The following is a 15,813-nucleotide window of genomic DNA, read 5'->3' on the forward strand; positions in this document are numbered from 1 at the left end:
CGCCCTTACGGGCGGCATCTCCCTGTTAGGCTGCAATATCAATGTTATTAGAGGTTTCGGTCAGCGGTTGTGTTTGTTCGACCACATCTCGCTGGATACACGCTGGCATCCAACGAGTTCTACTGATCACCTCTTCTGCCAGTTCGGCGGCATCGCCTTTTTTCATTTTCTGGGAATCAGAAGCGGCTCCCGTCAATCCTGCATCAGTCAACGCATCTGAAATACCGTCTTTATTGATACGCCCAAAGAAGTTCTCTTTTGTCGGTTGCCACCAGTCACGCATATCAAAATTCAGTGAGGTTTCAACTGATTCCAACGTCTCACCGGCTTTATTATTTCGGCTCATTTGTTCCGTTACACCGTCCAATGTTCCGGCAACACAATATGCTAGCAAAGCAATCTGGCTGGCCTTATCCCAACCCATCAGCCATTCGTAGTCGTTTTCCCAGCCATCAGGTAAATTCGCAACCCAAGCTATATGCATATCTTCAAGAACCTGCATCGCCCGACTATTGGCAACGGTAGGTGCATTATTTTCTAACGCTGATTTGTTGTGATGCAGACTAAAGGCCAATGTCTTTAACTTGAAGCTGTCGCTCCGAAATACCGACTTCATACAATCATGAATGAAGATAGCCAGTGCAACATCAGGTTGCTGCGCCAAAGCGGCCTGAACAGCCATCGTTCTCTCTGAGGAAAGACTTTTAACCAGCACGGCTGATAGCAGCTTTGATTGCGGTTTTTGTGGTTGTTGAGTGGTCAACTCTTCGTTAGTTTCTTCGCTAGGTGGTACATCACACAGCAACATGACACCGCGCTGAATGACTAACTCCCCCTCATTCAAATACGCCACAATGCCAGACTGTGCGCGTACATCATTCGACCATGCGCGAATGTCTGCCGTTACGGTAATGGCGTCTAACTCTGCCTTACATGCATCGCTTTCAGCATTTTTTTCAAGATCATCCTCTTCACTCGCCATATGCTCGATGTCATAAGCATCGAGAAGCTGTTCCAGAATTGCCATCCGCGCTGACTCTTCATCAGTAAAAATCGGCGTGGGCTTGCGTAATAAGCTGTATAACTCGGCATCTTCACCCGTACTGTAAACGCGATGCATACGACCCTCAGCCCACTTCCAACCCTCTTCTCTGGAAATAATGGTAGCGATTTCAGCCAGTTTTTCGCGAGTTAAGCGCTCAAGCAAAACAGGATCTGAAATAAAACCCTCTTCGGTAAACAGGTCATAGCGGAATGCGCCTCCCGCCTGTTCGTAGGCATCGCGACCGACAAATGCCAACTGCCCATTATTTTCAGCGGAAATCTCCCCCCTCAAAACCTCGCTCCGCAAATATTCTGGTTGTTTGTAATAGCCATAAGCATTACTCCAAACCGTAGACTGACGCTCATGATCCTCACTGGCGGATAACGCTTGTAGCTGGTCAAGATTGATTTCATCTTTAGCCAGCGCCGCCAATAGCATGGGAGCCATTGATGCTAAACGCAGACATTTTTGAACATGCTTAGTGCTGTAGCCCAGCAAGCTACCAATTTGTACAGGAGTTCTGCCCTCAGAAGCCATGTCACGAAACGCGGTCACTTGGTCTGCCGGATGCATATCTTCACGCTTACCGTTTTCCGTATAAGAGATCAGCCGCGCCATATTTTTATCAAAGACTTTGACGTCAATCGGATAATCAGCGGTAACAAGTCCCGCTGGAGTAGAACGGTTCTCACTCAATAGCAGTTCAAATGCCAAATGCCGGCGTTCTCCACCCGCTACGCCATAGTTTCCCTCATCGGTCAGAAAAACGATGAGATTTTGCAACAGCCCAACGCTTTCAATACTTGCGGCCAGCCCTGCAATCGATGCTGGAGTCGACTTTTTCTTACGGGCATTCAGTTCGGTAGATACCAACCGGTGAAGTGGGACGGTAATTGTTGGGGTATTCGCTAGCGCTTCATTCACCTTAGCTGCAACCTTGCTGTTTTTCGGGGTTGCTTTCACTTTGGCTGTTGCTTTAGTATCAATATTAGACATGTGATAACTCCTGTAAGTTATTGCTTGTTAAGGCTGTGTATGAAGCTCGAACTCCATACACAACCGGATAAGCAGGGGAAACCCTGCTTTTTTATTACGTGTAGCTTATGCACCAATGGATCATGCAAAGTTCATCACTGGCGGCGACCGGCCAACAGTCGACCAACCAAACCGAGTAATAATCAGCGCCGCAATTGACGGTCAGACGTACCGCATCAGCAGGTAGCGCTGGCGCTTCGATTGTTCCCGTGCTGCGCCCCCCCACCACAGAGATAACATGCTGATAAACATCCCAAAACATTGCATCAGTCAAACCATATCTTTCGGTAGGCTCTTGAAGCGGCGGGTTTGACGTTGATGTTGTTTGTGTGTGCATTCTGCTTCTCCCCTTTCGGTGGTTTTCATATCTCTCGGTGAGTATCTTTCGCGGCAATGGGCGTAGGAGCGACAGACCAGGGCAGAAAACAAGGGGCCGCTTGCGGCGTTTACCCTACCTTGTTTTTTGAACGGGGATGGTGCTACACACAGCCCACCGCCAAAGATGCTGGCCGTGAGATAACACACCGAACAAGCAAACAGAATGCACACACCGCGACACGACGAAACGGCGTGGCGTCCTTGCAGCCCCGGAGGGGTTATCGCCGGGGCGGTGATGGCGCTGGCAATAGCCAGCTGCGGGGTGGAATTTGACGTTATCCATCAGACACTAGCCGAATGGCCCGAAACCTGTAGGGGTTCGGCGGAGACTGCCGGGGCGTAGCCACTGCTTGGCGGAGTGTGGCTCGACTGTTGAACGGCGTCAGCCGGTCAGCAGCCGGAGGGGGCAAGCAAGGTCTTTGGACCTACTTTCACCAGGAAAAACACAAAATTAATCAGGACTTATTCAATAAATAACAATCAGATATAACATTTAAGTTTTTTGTTTCCATTGATAGTCTGCAGATCACTGTGTCGCTTTAAACTATCTAAAATAGGCTCACAATCAGTACGCGAAGCGCCGTAGGCGCATTAGGGCAGGCGAAGCCTGCCAGGGGTTTTGCGCAGCATTTGGCAGGGACTCCCCCCTGCCTGGTTCTTTATGCATCCGGGAGTTTTCCACTACCACCCTGAATGATAAAATGATTACAAATGTAAACTGATGCCTGCCACGTTAAATATTCACACATTGAATCGACAATCTGCGCGGTAGTGACGGGGGAAAGTTCATTGGCCTTTCTCCGCTCATTGATTAGGGTTTTATACTGTCTGAGGATGTCACGGCTTTCTGGTTTGAGTTGCATGATATGTCCTTAGCGGCAAGGTTCTTCCTGCCGCTTTAAAGTGTCAGGATGTGAAAACAAAACCACTATAAAAAGTCAGGCCGCTGGTAAACAGATCCTGCGCGTATGCTTCAAAGTCGATATAATGCCGAAGACAGTCTGGAACTTCACTGAGTAGACCAGATTCCTCCGCGTATTCGCGGGCGTAGTCTTCCTCACTTCCCGCCTCCCCAATATATGCATCCTGAAAACTATCGAAATCACACGCTCCTGAGTATTCAGCCCAAGCCACAAATGCCTCGCTCCGCCCTTCTTCCCCCGCTTGTTTGAACGCTTCAATAAATGTCCAGTCAACATGGGATTCAGAAGCGTGCTTTGACGGTATTCCTTCCCAATCCTGAAACATCAACTCTGGATCAGATTCGTCGCAGTGGATCTTGCTGCAAGCGGCGTAAAAATCCTCTTCACTGTCAAAATTAGTCAGATCCAACCACTGGCCAGCAATGCTGCCACAGTTGTATTTATGGTACGTGCCGACATAGACAGCAGGTGAAGTCGTGCTCATGTAAATTCCTCCGCAGGTTGTGGGATAACAACACCGGCTTACGCCGTGCCGACACGACAGACGGGCGCAAAGTGGAGGATGCAGGGGCGCTACCGGAAGCCGCAGCGCAAGCGAAGGAAGGAAGAGGACTGGACGGCCAGCGAGTGAATATTGAACGAGCGGGCAACGGGAAGAACACTGAGTGGATGAGTGCGAACGGGTGAGGATAGCGGCGAAGCGAACCCTTGCAGCCGTAGCGGCCCGTCTAAAGTGAAGGCACGGCGTTAGCCGTCACAATGTCAATATTGCAGAAGAAATAGATTTAATAACCGCCACTGCCTGCAGTGGCCAAGCTACCGTCCCTTTGCACATAGCAAAGGGAACGAAAGCGGACGCTCTCGATGGCGTCCGTTTTCGTAGTTAACCGGGCAGGACGAGGCTTAAATCGAGAAAAGAGCGCCCCATAGGGACGCTCATCAGTTTTAGCCACCAAAATGGGGGAGGTTATCTATAATATATTCCGGTCCAATTTCGCGGGAATACTCATATCCATCATCCCCCATAAACTCTTCAAACTCGATATTATCATTCGCTCCATCAAGCAAATCCCCCTTGCTATATTCGCCATACCCACAGAACCCACATCCTGATTCACTGAAATAGTGCATAACATCACAGTCAAATTGACGACTCAACGCACTTAACACATCATTTGACGGGGGTCCCCAAGGAGTATCAAAATCTAACGTTAATGCACAGGCTTCCCCAAAGACATCAAGGCTACAAGCTGTTGGCCATTTAACCTCGTACAGACTGAGATATAGGCTACAACTGCTACTGATATTCGCCAGAAGTCGGCCATTAAAGCCATTGACCTCATTCGCGAGCCGGGTAGGCAACAACGTCCGCATATCAAACGGCTGTCCATTATCGATAAATAAAGGGAGATCCCAATATTCTGAATACGATGGCAATATCCCTGATACTTTACAATTAAACCAGTCGTAACCCTTTTCTTTAAACAATGACTCAATAGTCTCCTGAGCCGCATCGGGTAAGGTTTCCCATGTCTTATCCCCTATCCCGCTTTGTCCATATAGCCGGTCAATATATGTGCAAGCTGTGTCATCCAGTTCTACGTTATTCAATAGCAACGTGACCCACTCGGTAAACGCCAAATTTTCTGGCGAGATCACACCTCGCCCCGTAGAGGTAAGATCCAGGTATGGCGTATATTCCGAGCCATCCACAGTCTGCAGCAGACCAGCGCATCCTGCGACAAATAGGCGAATACTCTGTTTGATGGCCATTTCATACTTATGCGGCATTTCACCCAGCGCAAAAGCTTCAACGGCATCGAGTTGCTCTTTACTGCCGGTCACAATTAATCGGTTCGCGCACCAATTTGGCATGTTACATACTCCCATCTAAAGGTTATCGGATAACGGCTTGCGCCGTAGCCACAACACAGACGGGCGAAAAGTGGAGCAGGCAGGGGCCGGACCGGAGGCCGCATGCGCAAGCGAACGACCGCAGGGAGGGAGTGCGAACGGGTGAGGATACGGGCATAGCGAACCCTTGCTGGCGCAGCGGCCCGGCTACGTTCGGGCTACGGCGTAAGCCCCAAAAGACACAGAATCTATTTAAATCCCCCGCCCATAGGGCGGAATGCCTGACTACAAACGAGGATAGTGTCGATATTGTCACCTCGGACATGGCCGGTTCGAGGCCGGTCATGTTCGTAGCCTGGAAAATCAGTACTCACATTCCTGGATAAAGGAAACAGGCCCGCTCTAGGCAGGCCAGCCAACAGATTAACGACACGCCAGCTGCTGTTCGCAGTCCAGGGCATATCCATCTTCATTAAAACGCGCAGGCCAATCATGCATGTTATGTAACTGACACAAACTCAGTTCCCCTGGACGATATAAAAGATGTCGGCACCAGGCACAGCAATCATCGTCAGATATCGAGCGGGTAAACGGGGTACTTTCCAATGACAAAACGTAAACGGGGGCTTGCTGGACGTGAAGAGGGATAAAATTGCTCATAACATTCGCTCCGGGTTATCAGACTAAGGGAACGGCCTACGCCGTGCCCCTAAACCAAGACGGGCAAATAACGGAGCCTGCAAGGGCAGAACTGTAAGCCGCACGCGTAAGCGAACGACCGCAGGGAGGGAGTGCGAACGGGTAAAGGGCTGGCGTAGCATTCCCTTGTGGGAACCGTGGCCCGGATTAGTGTAAGGGCACGGCGTGAGGGGAATTTTCGGTGATCGGGCAGAATATCGTCCATGGGGGACCCGACAAGGTCGGGTATCCTTTATGTGGCCAGTTTCTGGCCACCAAAGAACGACGTTTTTATTCCAAACGTCATACGTTTTCATCAATAAAGGCAGAAACAGGTAGTCCAAAGCGCTTTGAAAGAGCTTTCATGTGCTCCAGAGTCAGCTTACGCTCTCCTTTCAAGATCATACTGACCAAAGAACGGGCACCAATTTCCTCTTTGAAGCTACTTTGATTTAGCCCGTGCTGATCCATTATCACGCGTAGCATCGCCAACTCTTGCGGTAATGCAGCTATACGCGCGTTGAACGCCTCGAATTCGGGGGCAGCATTTTCATAATCAGCAATTTTTTTAGCCAACAGGTCGATCAGCGGGTTCTCGTCGTCAGTATCGATTAGGCGTTCTACCATCTCAAGAGCCTGCTCGTAGTCTTCACGGCTATGGCTCCCTCCCAACAAGGGCACGGCATTTATTAATGCGGCCGTCGCATTTAAAGCAACCTCATAACTGTTTGTTGTCATCATTCTGGAGTTCTCCGGTAGTAATCGGTGAGCCTGTCATATTCTTTGTGAGTCACAATGTGCTTAATAAACACGTTCTGAGTTTCAAACTTTATATAGGCGATTATTCGTAAATTGTTCCCACCGATATCTATCACCCACCATTTTTGTCTGTATTTGAATCTGTCCAAACTTCGAAAACGCGCTTTAAGATGATCAGGCGTTAAAAACCGCTCGGTATGCAGCACTTTATAAATATCATCTAGCGCCGCAGCATCATTCGGAAATAACTTCCCCGCCTCATCAAACGGTTTCTTTGAAATAACCCGCATAAATCCCTCTATCTGTTAGGCGTGAGATTATTATACTCGCCTCCGCCAGCGTTCACAATACGTGAACATAAATATGTTCACAAAAAGTGACCTAACCAAATCAGCTTACAATTCCTGGTTAGCTTGGCGGATATCTATTACTTTGGCGGTTTATCGACGCTATAGAACTACGGGCTATGCCCCGTCGGTTTGTAGCAGCAACCGGAGTTGTGGCAGGAGATCATCAGGTTGGCCATTAGCCAGTTGGGGAAGCATAACCAGCAAGGTCAGTGCCTGAATAGCCAATATAACCCGCCGTGGAAGCTTGTAGGCTCCTTGTTCATAGCTCTTATAGGTCCGAATAGTGACCCCTAACTTTTCCGCAACCTGTACCTGAGTCCACTTTAGAACTGAGCGCCACTGTTTTAACCCTAACGATGGCATCGCTACCTGATAAGTCGGTATGACCCCGAGCTCTTGTTTAGTGCACCCCGTCAGAGTTCGCAAACGATTTATTGCCTGATCGAAAGGCAATCTGGCCAACTCTGATAACATGGTTTGAAGTGATAAAATTTGCACACCTAGCTCAACCACTAATGGTGGCGTATACTGTTCATAAGTGCGATAGGTTCGCAGGGTTACGCCAAGTTGCTCCGCAGCATCCTCCTGCCGCCACCGACTTCCGATGCGAATTGACCTAACCTCATCTCGCGTCCAAAATTGTCCAGAGCGCCATAATCGCAAGTCGTAGCCAGTCATTTAATACGGCTCCTGTGCCCCATGAATTTTAAGCAATTTTTGCACCTTTTTAGTAATGAAAAGGGAAATTTTTGCTTATTTTTCTACAATTCAAATGAGCTTATCCATCTTTTTACGAATATTTTCCAGTCCATCTGAGTTGGGTTCATCTTCCTTATGGACTGCGGCCTCATTAGGGGCAATGTCGACCGCCCCTAATGAGGCGATCACGTCGCGAATATCCGCCTGGCTGGGTTTCCATCCGGTAGTTTGAGTCAGCAAGTTGACCAGTTGATCAGCCGTCAACTGGCCATTAAACAGGGTGGCCAATAGCACCGGCAACCGAGGGTCGAGCTGATGCAGTGCTGCTGTCGTAATAACGGCATTACGCAAGAAATCCCCCCTTACCCGCTGTGATATGGACTCAACGACGTCCAACGCATGGCGATCAGCTTCACTATCCAGTTGCAGATAGCAGGTAAATTTCCGGCGGTTATCACTGCTTTTCTCGCTCACGTTCTGTTACCCCTTTAGCTTAAACAACGCCATTTCATTGACCAAGGCACATTGCGGATTGGAAACTAGCGTTATCCGTTCTGCAGGTAATTTCCAGGCATTTCGTATCGCTGATTCTATCAGTGGGGCGCCCCCACCGACCAGCCATACCCGGTTGACATGACGGAATCGGGCTAATTCATTCACAACACGGTCACCCAAGCGACTGATCGCTGTCTCAATCGTATCAATCACATTATCAACCCGCGAGCCGTCATTGATAACCTGAGATAAAAACTCCCTGTCGTGACGACGCTGGATAACTGTATCGGCTACGAATGCACTGGTATCACTCTCCGCGATACGTAATGCCGTTAAGGTAGCCTGCGTCACCAGTGAAACACCAATCATCGGGTTGCCATGGATTGCCGTTACGTCATCGAACTGGCCAACAATCACCCCTGCATCGAGCGTCGTACCGCCTAAATCAATGACAAGTGAGGTTTCAAGCGGCCCGACATTCTCACGGGCCAATGCAGAGAAAACAGCGGGTAATGATTCCGGCATCACTTCAACTGCCGAAATATCAAAGCATTGACCTTTATTCAGCACTACCGGCCGTAAAAGATTCTCAATTTTACGTTGAATATTCACCGTGTTTTTCTGGCAGTCCTCGGTATAAAACTCACAGATAGGCAATGTTACTGTCAATTTAACCGCCTGGAGTTCCAAGCCGCTGTTGAGCAAAGCATGATGCACCGCCAACAAGTTAGTATCACTGTACTGATATTCAATATTAGTTGTGCTGATTGCCTGGTGACTGACGTCATCAAATGTGTATTTCACACCATCAATTTGATAGTTGAACGTGCGTCGGCTTCCCATGCCTTCGATTTTCCAACCGGGGCGAAAAGAATTGGGGGAGAGGAAAGTGTTGAGGTTGTCATTATCAAACCAGGCCAGCTTTACATTAGTGGAGCCGTCGTCACAGCAAATATGTTTCATTTCAGTGCCCTTTTAAGTTACTCAATTTGAGTCTAATTATAGATGAGTGATGTTGGAAATCAATGTTAATTACTCAATGTGCGTCAATTAATATACTCAAATAGAGTTTGATTGTATTATTGGTAGCGAAAAATCGCTTTCAATGCTACTCAGAATGAGTAACATTAATTATGCGTGCCCAGTATCCCCCTTGCCCTGATACCGTCTTGAACAAGGGGGAAAGGGCTAAATGCATGCCCTTATTCTGGCCATACGACTATTTATGGCATTCACTGACAACCGCCAGAAGTGCATTCGCCGTTGGCAACCCCTCAACATTTTTAATAATGAGTGATAACTCTGCGGCTAATTGACTGGCCATTATCGCGACGTGTTGTGTTGATTTTTTATTGTTGATGTAAAGCAGCAGTGAGCAAGCGGCATCAGGATGCGCACCCTTAACATCAATCTCAATGCCCGTTTCTGCCTGGAAATGATTCATCGCGCGAACAAGAACACGTTCTTCCCACAGACCAAAATCGGTGTACAGCCCCTGCCGATGCAACAATGATCCCAGATGAAACAAATCAGCGATAAGATCACTGAATACCGACTCAACATCGATTTCATCGCATTGACTGTTATCCATAAAATTCAATAAAGCCCGGGCCGCTAACGTACTGCGGGCCAGGTTATCTTCTTCATCCGTTCTGTACGGGGTGCTCCCCGCTTCGGGCCCAATCAGGGCGACCAATGCATCTCTCAGTGTTGTCGTCATAAAACCCTCTCGTTTCGACTTTCTTCTGGTGTATACCCCTTTTGGCTTTTGCCGGCACGGGGTGTCTGGCGCTGTGACATTAAGACCGAGACGGGGTATAAGCAGGCAGTGCAAGGGCGGCGTAGCCGGCGCCAGCGAACCCTTGCGCTGACTGCGCCCCGGCATAGCGTCTGTCACGGCGAAAGACTCACAGCGCTATTGCCAGAGTAAAGGGGATCACCAGAAAGGCCGGGCTTTAGCCTGGCTTTCCCAGACGCTGGCACATCAGTGCCAGCAGTTAGAGCGGCACGAGCGAAGCGGGGGGTATATTGGTCAGTGCCGGCTCAACGCCGGTTCTGGCCAATAAAGGCAAATGGGCAGATTTGGGATGAAAAAAACCGCTCAGATGGAGCGGTTTCTATTTGGCAGGATCAGGCGTGTGAGATACGCCGTCCCAACATCTCCATGATAGGACGCATTGGGGGTCGCTTATGTTTTTGAAGCGCTTCTCGTGCTTCCCAACGGTCATGAGCGGCTTGGAGGTTCAACCAAAATTCGGGCGTCGTCTCAAACAACTCAGAAAACAGCGTCGCTTCCTCTACAGTCAGACGACGACGGCCTTTGCACAAACGGTTAACCGTTGCGCGAGTCACGCCCATAATATCGGCCAGTTCTTCCTGCCCAATGGCTAATGGGGTTAAAAATTCTTCCTGCAAAATTTCGCCTACCGTAGTAGGTTCGCGAGTAGTGGTATCAAGCATAAATCCCCCTGCTAGGTGTCTTGATGAGGATCGAGGTAGATGCTTTCAGCATATCCGTCGTTCCATTGAAACATTAACCGCCATTGAATATTGACTCTCATACTTGACCAGCCATCAAACTGACCTGAGAGACGCTTGTAGTAATTACTGGTTGGAATAAACAAATCTCGCTCATTATGTGCGGCGGCCAACATATCGAGCTTCTTCGCTAACTGGCGCTCTATTGTTGCCGGTATCGCGCGATCTCGTTTACTTTCCATGTAGAACAGTTCTAGGTTTTTATCCCGAAAAGACTTAATCATTGTCTGTTCCGTCATTCCATTCCGTACATGTATTGTATCATTAAAAGTTACACATTGTAAAATATAAAGTTACCATTGTCAGTTACTCTAAATCAAAGTGATATATGACTTCTATATATCACTTTGTATTTAAAGTATTAAGCGGCTTGTAGGCGGGAGAATATCGTCATCATCCGCTCAACGGCTTCAGCGTGTTTTAACTTCTCTTCCCACCCTCCCAGATACCAAAAAGGTGTATGGAAAGTTCTATTCACTGTCAGTGTGAGTGAATTACCGGTAATAACTTGGGCAGGGATACCCAACAACGATAATTGGATGTAACACATATCAGCAACCATGCCATCAATGTCTGTGCAAACCACAAAAATTTGCTCTTGGGGGTTATACCCGTTTTCACGCATATACATCGCTGCTGCAATAGCCATCCCTCCTGCCCCACAGGCGGGTTCATTGTAAGTTATAAAGGGACGTTTGTTTAAGTTTTGTACTGCGTCAGACATCGTTAATGCTCCCATCATTTCCGATAATGAATAAGGGGTAAAGAATTGACCTAAACTGGACGCACTCAACTCTAATTCCATATAGAGACTCCCCAGAAAGTCACTCGGCTCTGCGTCCAAAGCACCAATAACACACCCTAGCAATTGAGATAACTGACTCATATTCTCTTTGCCTAAGCGTCTTTCAATTACAAAATATTCTTGCTCTAACTCATCTGACTTTAAAAAAGCATTTTGAATAGCAATAGCAGCTGCATGAACAAAATCACGAAACACATCAAAACGGTGATGATGTGGTGCCAAGTGTTTGAAAATCGATACAAACTCCTTGCGATACTGAGCAGCTGACACGCCAGGGCGCCGGTTCGAGGGATCAAACAGGTTTTGGAGTGGTGAACGTGAGAACAGGTGGCCTAAATTTAATGAGTTGCCCAGTATTTCGGCGTTATGAATCTTCATCTGGTGTATTCCCCTTTGCTGTTAATCGCGAGTTTTCTGTTTCTCGCGCCGTAAAGCGTCAGGGCCTCTGTCAGATAAGCGTGATTGCAAGTGCGTCTGCAAAGCCGCAGCGCAACGACCGAAGGGAGTGAGAACGGATGTAGTAGACGGCGATAGCGCACACTTGTTGTCATGCCTGGCGGTGGAACTGTTTAGCGGGGCGGGAGAATAAGAAAATGCGTAAACGGAGAATTGCAGGAATAGCCGGAAGTTAATTTGTTCTGAAATTATTATGTTAGGTCTAAGACCTGATGTGACGTAGTTCTCTTGCTTGCTATTGAGATAGTTCTGGTTATTATCACTGTATGTATACACAGTAATAATGAGCCACACAATGAAAATTCAATTCCTATCCTCAGCGGGCATCGATTTACCAACTTCAACTATTCCATTATTTGCCGATCACTGTGTGGCCGGATATCCCTCTCCAGCCCAAAACTATATTGAGCAATCATTAGATCTAAACTGGGTCAGTTTGGATATCGGAAATTATTGAACTATAAGGGCTTCCTCGGCATGTCAACGCCGGTGTTTACGGTTTCTTGTCTGCTCTTCAGTAAAAATAAAGGGGAGAGACTGCGGTACTATAAACAGCCATTATGAATCGTTATCGATTCGGGCCCTAATGAAAGACGCGCGTGAGGTTCCTGTTCGTTAAACGAATACGTATATCCTATACAATAGCCAGATATACCTCACGGGGTCTAACCCTTTATCATCAACAAGTTGCAGGTAAGATGGTTATACTCTTTCTGGCTTTAGCTGACTGAGTACAGCCTGAAATCATCACCATAATGCAGTGATGCCCAGCATAGCCTTGCGTTTTTGGCGACGATGGCTACAACGGCACGCCAGTATCCTCTGCGATCGACCAGCGAGCATATCCAACGGCTGAATGAGTCGGTCTTTTTCTCTGCGCCAATCAGAACAGAACGGGCCCCCTGTACCAACAGCGTTCGCAGATACGAATCACCAGCTTTCGTTATCCTGCCCAGCTTTGATTTTCCGCCGCTGCTGTATTGCGATGGTGTCAGTCCAAGTCAGGACTGCCAGTTGACGCCCATTTTTAAAATCATGTGCATTATCAATGCTGGCGGCCAGCGCACAAGCCGTTGTGTGACCAATCCCCTTCAGTTCCATTAGTCGTTGGCTGCGGTGATCTGTTTTTGCCATACGGGACAGGATACGGTCGTATTCTGCAACGTTATCTTCAATGCGATCAATATGTTTCAGCAGGTCATCGATACATTGCTGAACTTGAAGCAGTAAAGAACTCTTCTGTTCAGAAACCATATGGCGCAAAGCACCTGTGCTTTGTGGGGCAATAACACCGAATTCGGATATCAAGCCTCTTAATCGGTTATATGTTGTTGTTTTATTTTCGATAAAACCTTGGCGGGTACGGTGCAGCCATTGCATCGCCTGCTGGCTTTCATCCTTCACTGGTACGAACCGCATATGCGGATGACGGACAGCTTCACAGATAGCCTGAGCATCAGCCGCATCATTTTTCCCTGATTTACCGGCCATGCGATAAGGAGATACGAACTTTGCAGCCATCAGTCGGGTTCATGACCATACTGCCGAAACGGGCTTGCGCAGTAATGAGTGCCGGAGCATGCCTCCATCCCAATAACACAAGGTGGCAAACTTGCGATCAACGCAGGAAGTGCAGTACGTGATACTTTTGGTTTGATAAGAACCGTTCTACCATTCTGGTCAACGCCGTGAACAGCGAACACATTTTTAGCAAGATCGATACCGACAGTGGCAATGGTCATAACGAACCCCTCTAGGGCAATCTTTATCCCATGATTGCACAAGAGTTAATCAGGCGCATAATCAGGGGAAGTCCCTTCCATTAGTTGAGGGATTCTACGCCGGAATCCCAGAAATTTCCGCGGTACAAAGGCAACTACATTCTAACCAGTATGCACAACAACTTACGCTTGTTATTAGTGCTGTTGTACGGCTGCTGCCGCGATTTTATCCGAAAAAGACCTTACAGCATGACCTCGCGACTGTTACCTATTTCTTAGCCAACCAAGGAGACGTCGTGCTCCAGAAAATGATATCTGCACCGAGATAATCTTCTGCGAATTGTACAAACTCATCCTTGCTAAATGGCTTACCAGTATTAGGGTTCCTGTAGGTCAAGGTCGGCTCCTGTACTGCCATGGCAATGAGTGCCAGTTTGCTTTTGTATTTATTGAAGAATGGATATGAATTCTTCATTTGCGCCTTGCGGTTGGGAACAATGTCCGGGCCACCAAGCCCAATATTATTAGCACTGGCAAACTCAAACAGCCGGCCCATGTAATGGTGGTCGTTGTTCCATTCGCATGGCCAGAAATTTACATATTGTACTACATGTGATTTGGTGAACACCTTTCGCGCAAAGGTGAGGTTTTCCATTTCTCCTGCGAAATAGTTATCGCAGGAGAATCCTTTGGGTAGTTTTTTCTTATCAAGATCAATGGCTGTTTCGGGTAAGTTAACACCATAAACTTGACCATCGAAACGCTCTGCAATCGCTGCCAATAAAGCTTGATAACGTTGGCGCACAGCAGGATCCCATTGCCGTGCCACCCAACCCGCCCCAATAGACTTCCCCTCGCCAGGATTATCAAACTGTGGTGATATCCCACCACCATATCTGGCGTCATTCATCAGATAATCAGGAACGTATCGGGCATCTTGTTCGAAAAACCGGTCCTGAATTTGGATAAAGAGTTTTTTATTGGCTACCTTGAGGTGAGCCATATCCTTCTCAATCTGCGAGAAGTCGTATTTGTTCTTCTCCGGTTCGAGTGACCGCCAATTGTAAACGATCTGCGCACCGCCAATATCGCTACGCGCCATAATGACAGACGCTGCTTCGAGGTCACCAGAGCTGGTATAGATAAAATTTTCTGGTATTTTAGCTAATACAGGCAACGTCGCAGCAAGCAGTGCTACTGTTATTGCAACAGTAAGCCTAATACTTATGGTCATTAGATTGTCCCTTTTTGACGGTTCAATGAAGGTAAACATGATCTCCAGTCGCCAGCACTGGTGAGTTATCAAGATGATAGAAGTACATAATCAGACCCGGCCAAGCAGTTTTTTTCCATCTGGACGCAACTCCCCATTTGGGGAAACATGCCTGTATAGAGTCTGCCGTATGATGCCTAGCTCCTGGCACAGAGCAGTGATTTTGGTTTCTGACTTCCCCATTGAGGCCATCGCCAGACGCAATTTAGGGCACTGTTGCAAATAGCCCGTTAGGGTCAACGCTCCCTTAGGCTAAAAAACCTTAGAGGCTGAAAACGTAGCTCACCTGACGCATTTCGCCCTGAGGATGACCATAATACCAAGGTTCAACCTGACCTTTACGCAACGTGCGCATCACCTCTATACCCTTGATCGTGTAATAAGCCGTTTTCATGGATTTGAAGCCTAACATCGGATTGATTATCGGCTTCAGCTTACCATGATCACATTCAATCACGTTGTTGAGGTATTTCACCAGACGGTGCACCACGTCTGGCGGGCTTCAATAACGCGAGCGCTCTGCCATAGGTGGGTTGCTTTATCTGTAATAATGCGTCGTGGCTGTTCCCAATCCCGTAAGTGACCCAACATCTTCTTCAAAAATCGATAAGCCGCTTGAGTATTACGCCGAGACGAAAGATAAAAATCAATCGTTCTACCGTGGCTGTCGACGGCCCGGTACAGATAAGCCCATTTGCCACCGATTTTGACGTAGGTTTCATCCAGATGCCAGGGACGAAGGTCGGTCGGATGACGCCAGTACCATCGCAGGCACTTTTCCATTTCAGGTGCATAGCGCTGAAC

16 protein-coding genes and 2 pseudogenes are annotated in these 15,813 nt (G+C 48.0%); 1 reads left to right on the plus strand and 17 read right to left on the minus strand.

The features are described from left to right. Window positions 1-25: 25 nt before the first annotated feature. The 4 genes from Q2T72_RS22820 to Q2T72_RS22835 all read right to left on the minus strand — a co-directional run bounded on the left by Q2T72_RS22820 (window position 26) and on the right by Q2T72_RS22835 (window position 3,865). Entirely contained in the window at window positions 26-2,041 is a 2,016-nt protein-coding gene (locus Q2T72_RS22820) for a ParB/RepB/Spo0J family partition protein (RefSeq protein ID WP_372569997.1), read from the minus strand. 94 nt (window positions 2,042-2,135) lie between these two features. Next, complete coding sequence (locus tag Q2T72_RS22825; protein ID WP_372569998.1) at window positions 2,136-2,417, minus strand: ribulokinase; 282 nt, start codon at window positions 2,415-2,417, stop codon at window positions 2,136-2,138. Window positions 2,418-3,117: 700 nt separating this feature from the next. After that, entirely contained in the window at window positions 3,118-3,321 is a 204-nt protein-coding gene (locus tag Q2T72_RS22830; protein ID WP_050074448.1) for a hypothetical protein, read from the minus strand. Window positions 3,322-3,364: 43 nt separating this feature from the next. Next, window positions 3,365-3,865 (minus strand): antirestriction protein ArdA, encoded by a 501-nt coding sequence (locus Q2T72_RS22835; RefSeq protein WP_050074446.1) that lies wholly within the window; start codon window positions 3,863-3,865, stop codon window positions 3,365-3,367. Between Q2T72_RS22835 and Q2T72_RS22840 the strand changes: the two genes are divergently transcribed. Next, window positions 3,850-4,068, plus strand: a complete 219-nt coding sequence (locus Q2T72_RS22840) for a hypothetical protein (RefSeq protein WP_179210578.1) — start codon at window positions 3,850-3,852, stop codon at window positions 4,066-4,068. The two genes, Q2T72_RS22835 and Q2T72_RS22840, sit on opposite strands and share 16 nt — an antisense overlap. Before the next feature lie 258 nt (window positions 4,069-4,326). On the opposite strand, the gene Q2T72_RS22845 is transcribed toward Q2T72_RS22840, so the two are convergent. From Q2T72_RS22845 to Q2T72_RS22905, 13 genes and pseudogenes are all read right to left on the minus strand, one after another. Further along, on the minus strand, window positions 4,327-5,256 hold the full coding sequence (locus tag Q2T72_RS22845; protein ID WP_372569999.1) for a DUF1281 domain-containing protein: 930 nt from the start codon (window positions 5,254-5,256) through the stop codon (window positions 4,327-4,329). Between the two features lie 960 nt (window positions 5,257-6,216). Further along, window positions 6,217-6,654, minus strand: a complete 438-nt coding sequence (locus Q2T72_RS22850; protein ID WP_372570000.1) for a type II toxin-antitoxin system HigA family antitoxin — start codon at window positions 6,652-6,654, stop codon at window positions 6,217-6,219. Next, a complete protein-coding gene (locus tag Q2T72_RS22855) occupies window positions 6,651-6,962 on the minus strand; it encodes a type II toxin-antitoxin system HigB family toxin (RefSeq protein WP_088130822.1) in 312 nt (103 codons plus the stop codon). The genes Q2T72_RS22850 and Q2T72_RS22855 overlap by 4 nt, the downstream gene beginning before the upstream one ends. A 174-nt stretch (window positions 6,963-7,136) precedes the next feature. Further along, window positions 7,137-7,700, minus strand: a complete 564-nt coding sequence (locus tag Q2T72_RS22860) for a helix-turn-helix domain-containing protein (protein ID WP_372570001.1) — start codon at window positions 7,698-7,700, stop codon at window positions 7,137-7,139. A 90-nt stretch (window positions 7,701-7,790) separates the two neighbouring features. Beyond that, window positions 7,791-8,195, minus strand: coding sequence for a plasmid partitioning/stability family protein (locus Q2T72_RS22865; protein ID WP_120806768.1), 405 nt, complete (start codon window positions 8,193-8,195; stop codon window positions 7,791-7,793). A 6-nt stretch (window positions 8,196-8,201) separates the two neighbouring features. Beyond that, a complete protein-coding gene (parM, locus tag Q2T72_RS22870) occupies window positions 8,202-9,179 on the minus strand; it encodes a plasmid segregation protein ParM domain-containing protein (RefSeq protein WP_372570002.1) in 978 nt (325 codons plus the stop codon). Between the two features lie 256 nt (window positions 9,180-9,435). After that, complete coding sequence (locus Q2T72_RS22875) at window positions 9,436-9,936, minus strand: hypothetical protein (protein WP_050074436.1); 501 nt, start codon at window positions 9,934-9,936, stop codon at window positions 9,436-9,438. A gap of 410 nt (window positions 9,937-10,346) precedes the next feature. Continuing rightward, window positions 10,347-10,676 carry a HigA family addiction module antitoxin gene (locus tag Q2T72_RS22880; protein WP_049615233.1) on the minus strand — a complete coding sequence of 110 codons (330 nt, stop codon included), beginning with the start codon at window positions 10,674-10,676 and terminating at the stop codon, window positions 10,347-10,349. 11 nt (window positions 10,677-10,687) lie between these two features. Then, window positions 10,688-10,978, minus strand: a complete 291-nt coding sequence (locus tag Q2T72_RS22885) for a type II toxin-antitoxin system RelE/ParE family toxin (RefSeq protein WP_050074485.1) — start codon at window positions 10,976-10,978, stop codon at window positions 10,688-10,690. Between the two features lie 137 nt (window positions 10,979-11,115). Beyond that, on the minus strand, window positions 11,116-11,937 hold the full coding sequence (locus tag Q2T72_RS22890; RefSeq protein ID WP_372570003.1) for an N-6 DNA methylase: 822 nt from the start codon (window positions 11,935-11,937) through the stop codon (window positions 11,116-11,118). Window positions 11,938-12,734: 797 nt separating this feature from the next. Continuing rightward, a pseudogene (locus Q2T72_RS22895) lies at window positions 12,735-13,757 on the minus strand (IS110 family transposase). A 247-nt stretch (window positions 13,758-14,004) separates the two neighbouring features. Further along, a complete protein-coding gene (locus tag Q2T72_RS22900) occupies window positions 14,005-14,970 on the minus strand; it encodes a hypothetical protein (RefSeq protein WP_372570004.1) in 966 nt (321 codons plus the stop codon). Between the two features lie 301 nt (window positions 14,971-15,271). Then, window positions 15,272-15,813: pseudogene (locus Q2T72_RS22905) on the minus strand (IS6 family transposase); the annotation flags it as partial.

This window comes from Yersinia sp. 2466 StPb PI (assembly GCF_041538325.1).
Classification (GTDB): Bacteria; Pseudomonadota; Gammaproteobacteria; order Enterobacterales; family Enterobacteriaceae; genus Yersinia; species Yersinia enterocolitica_E.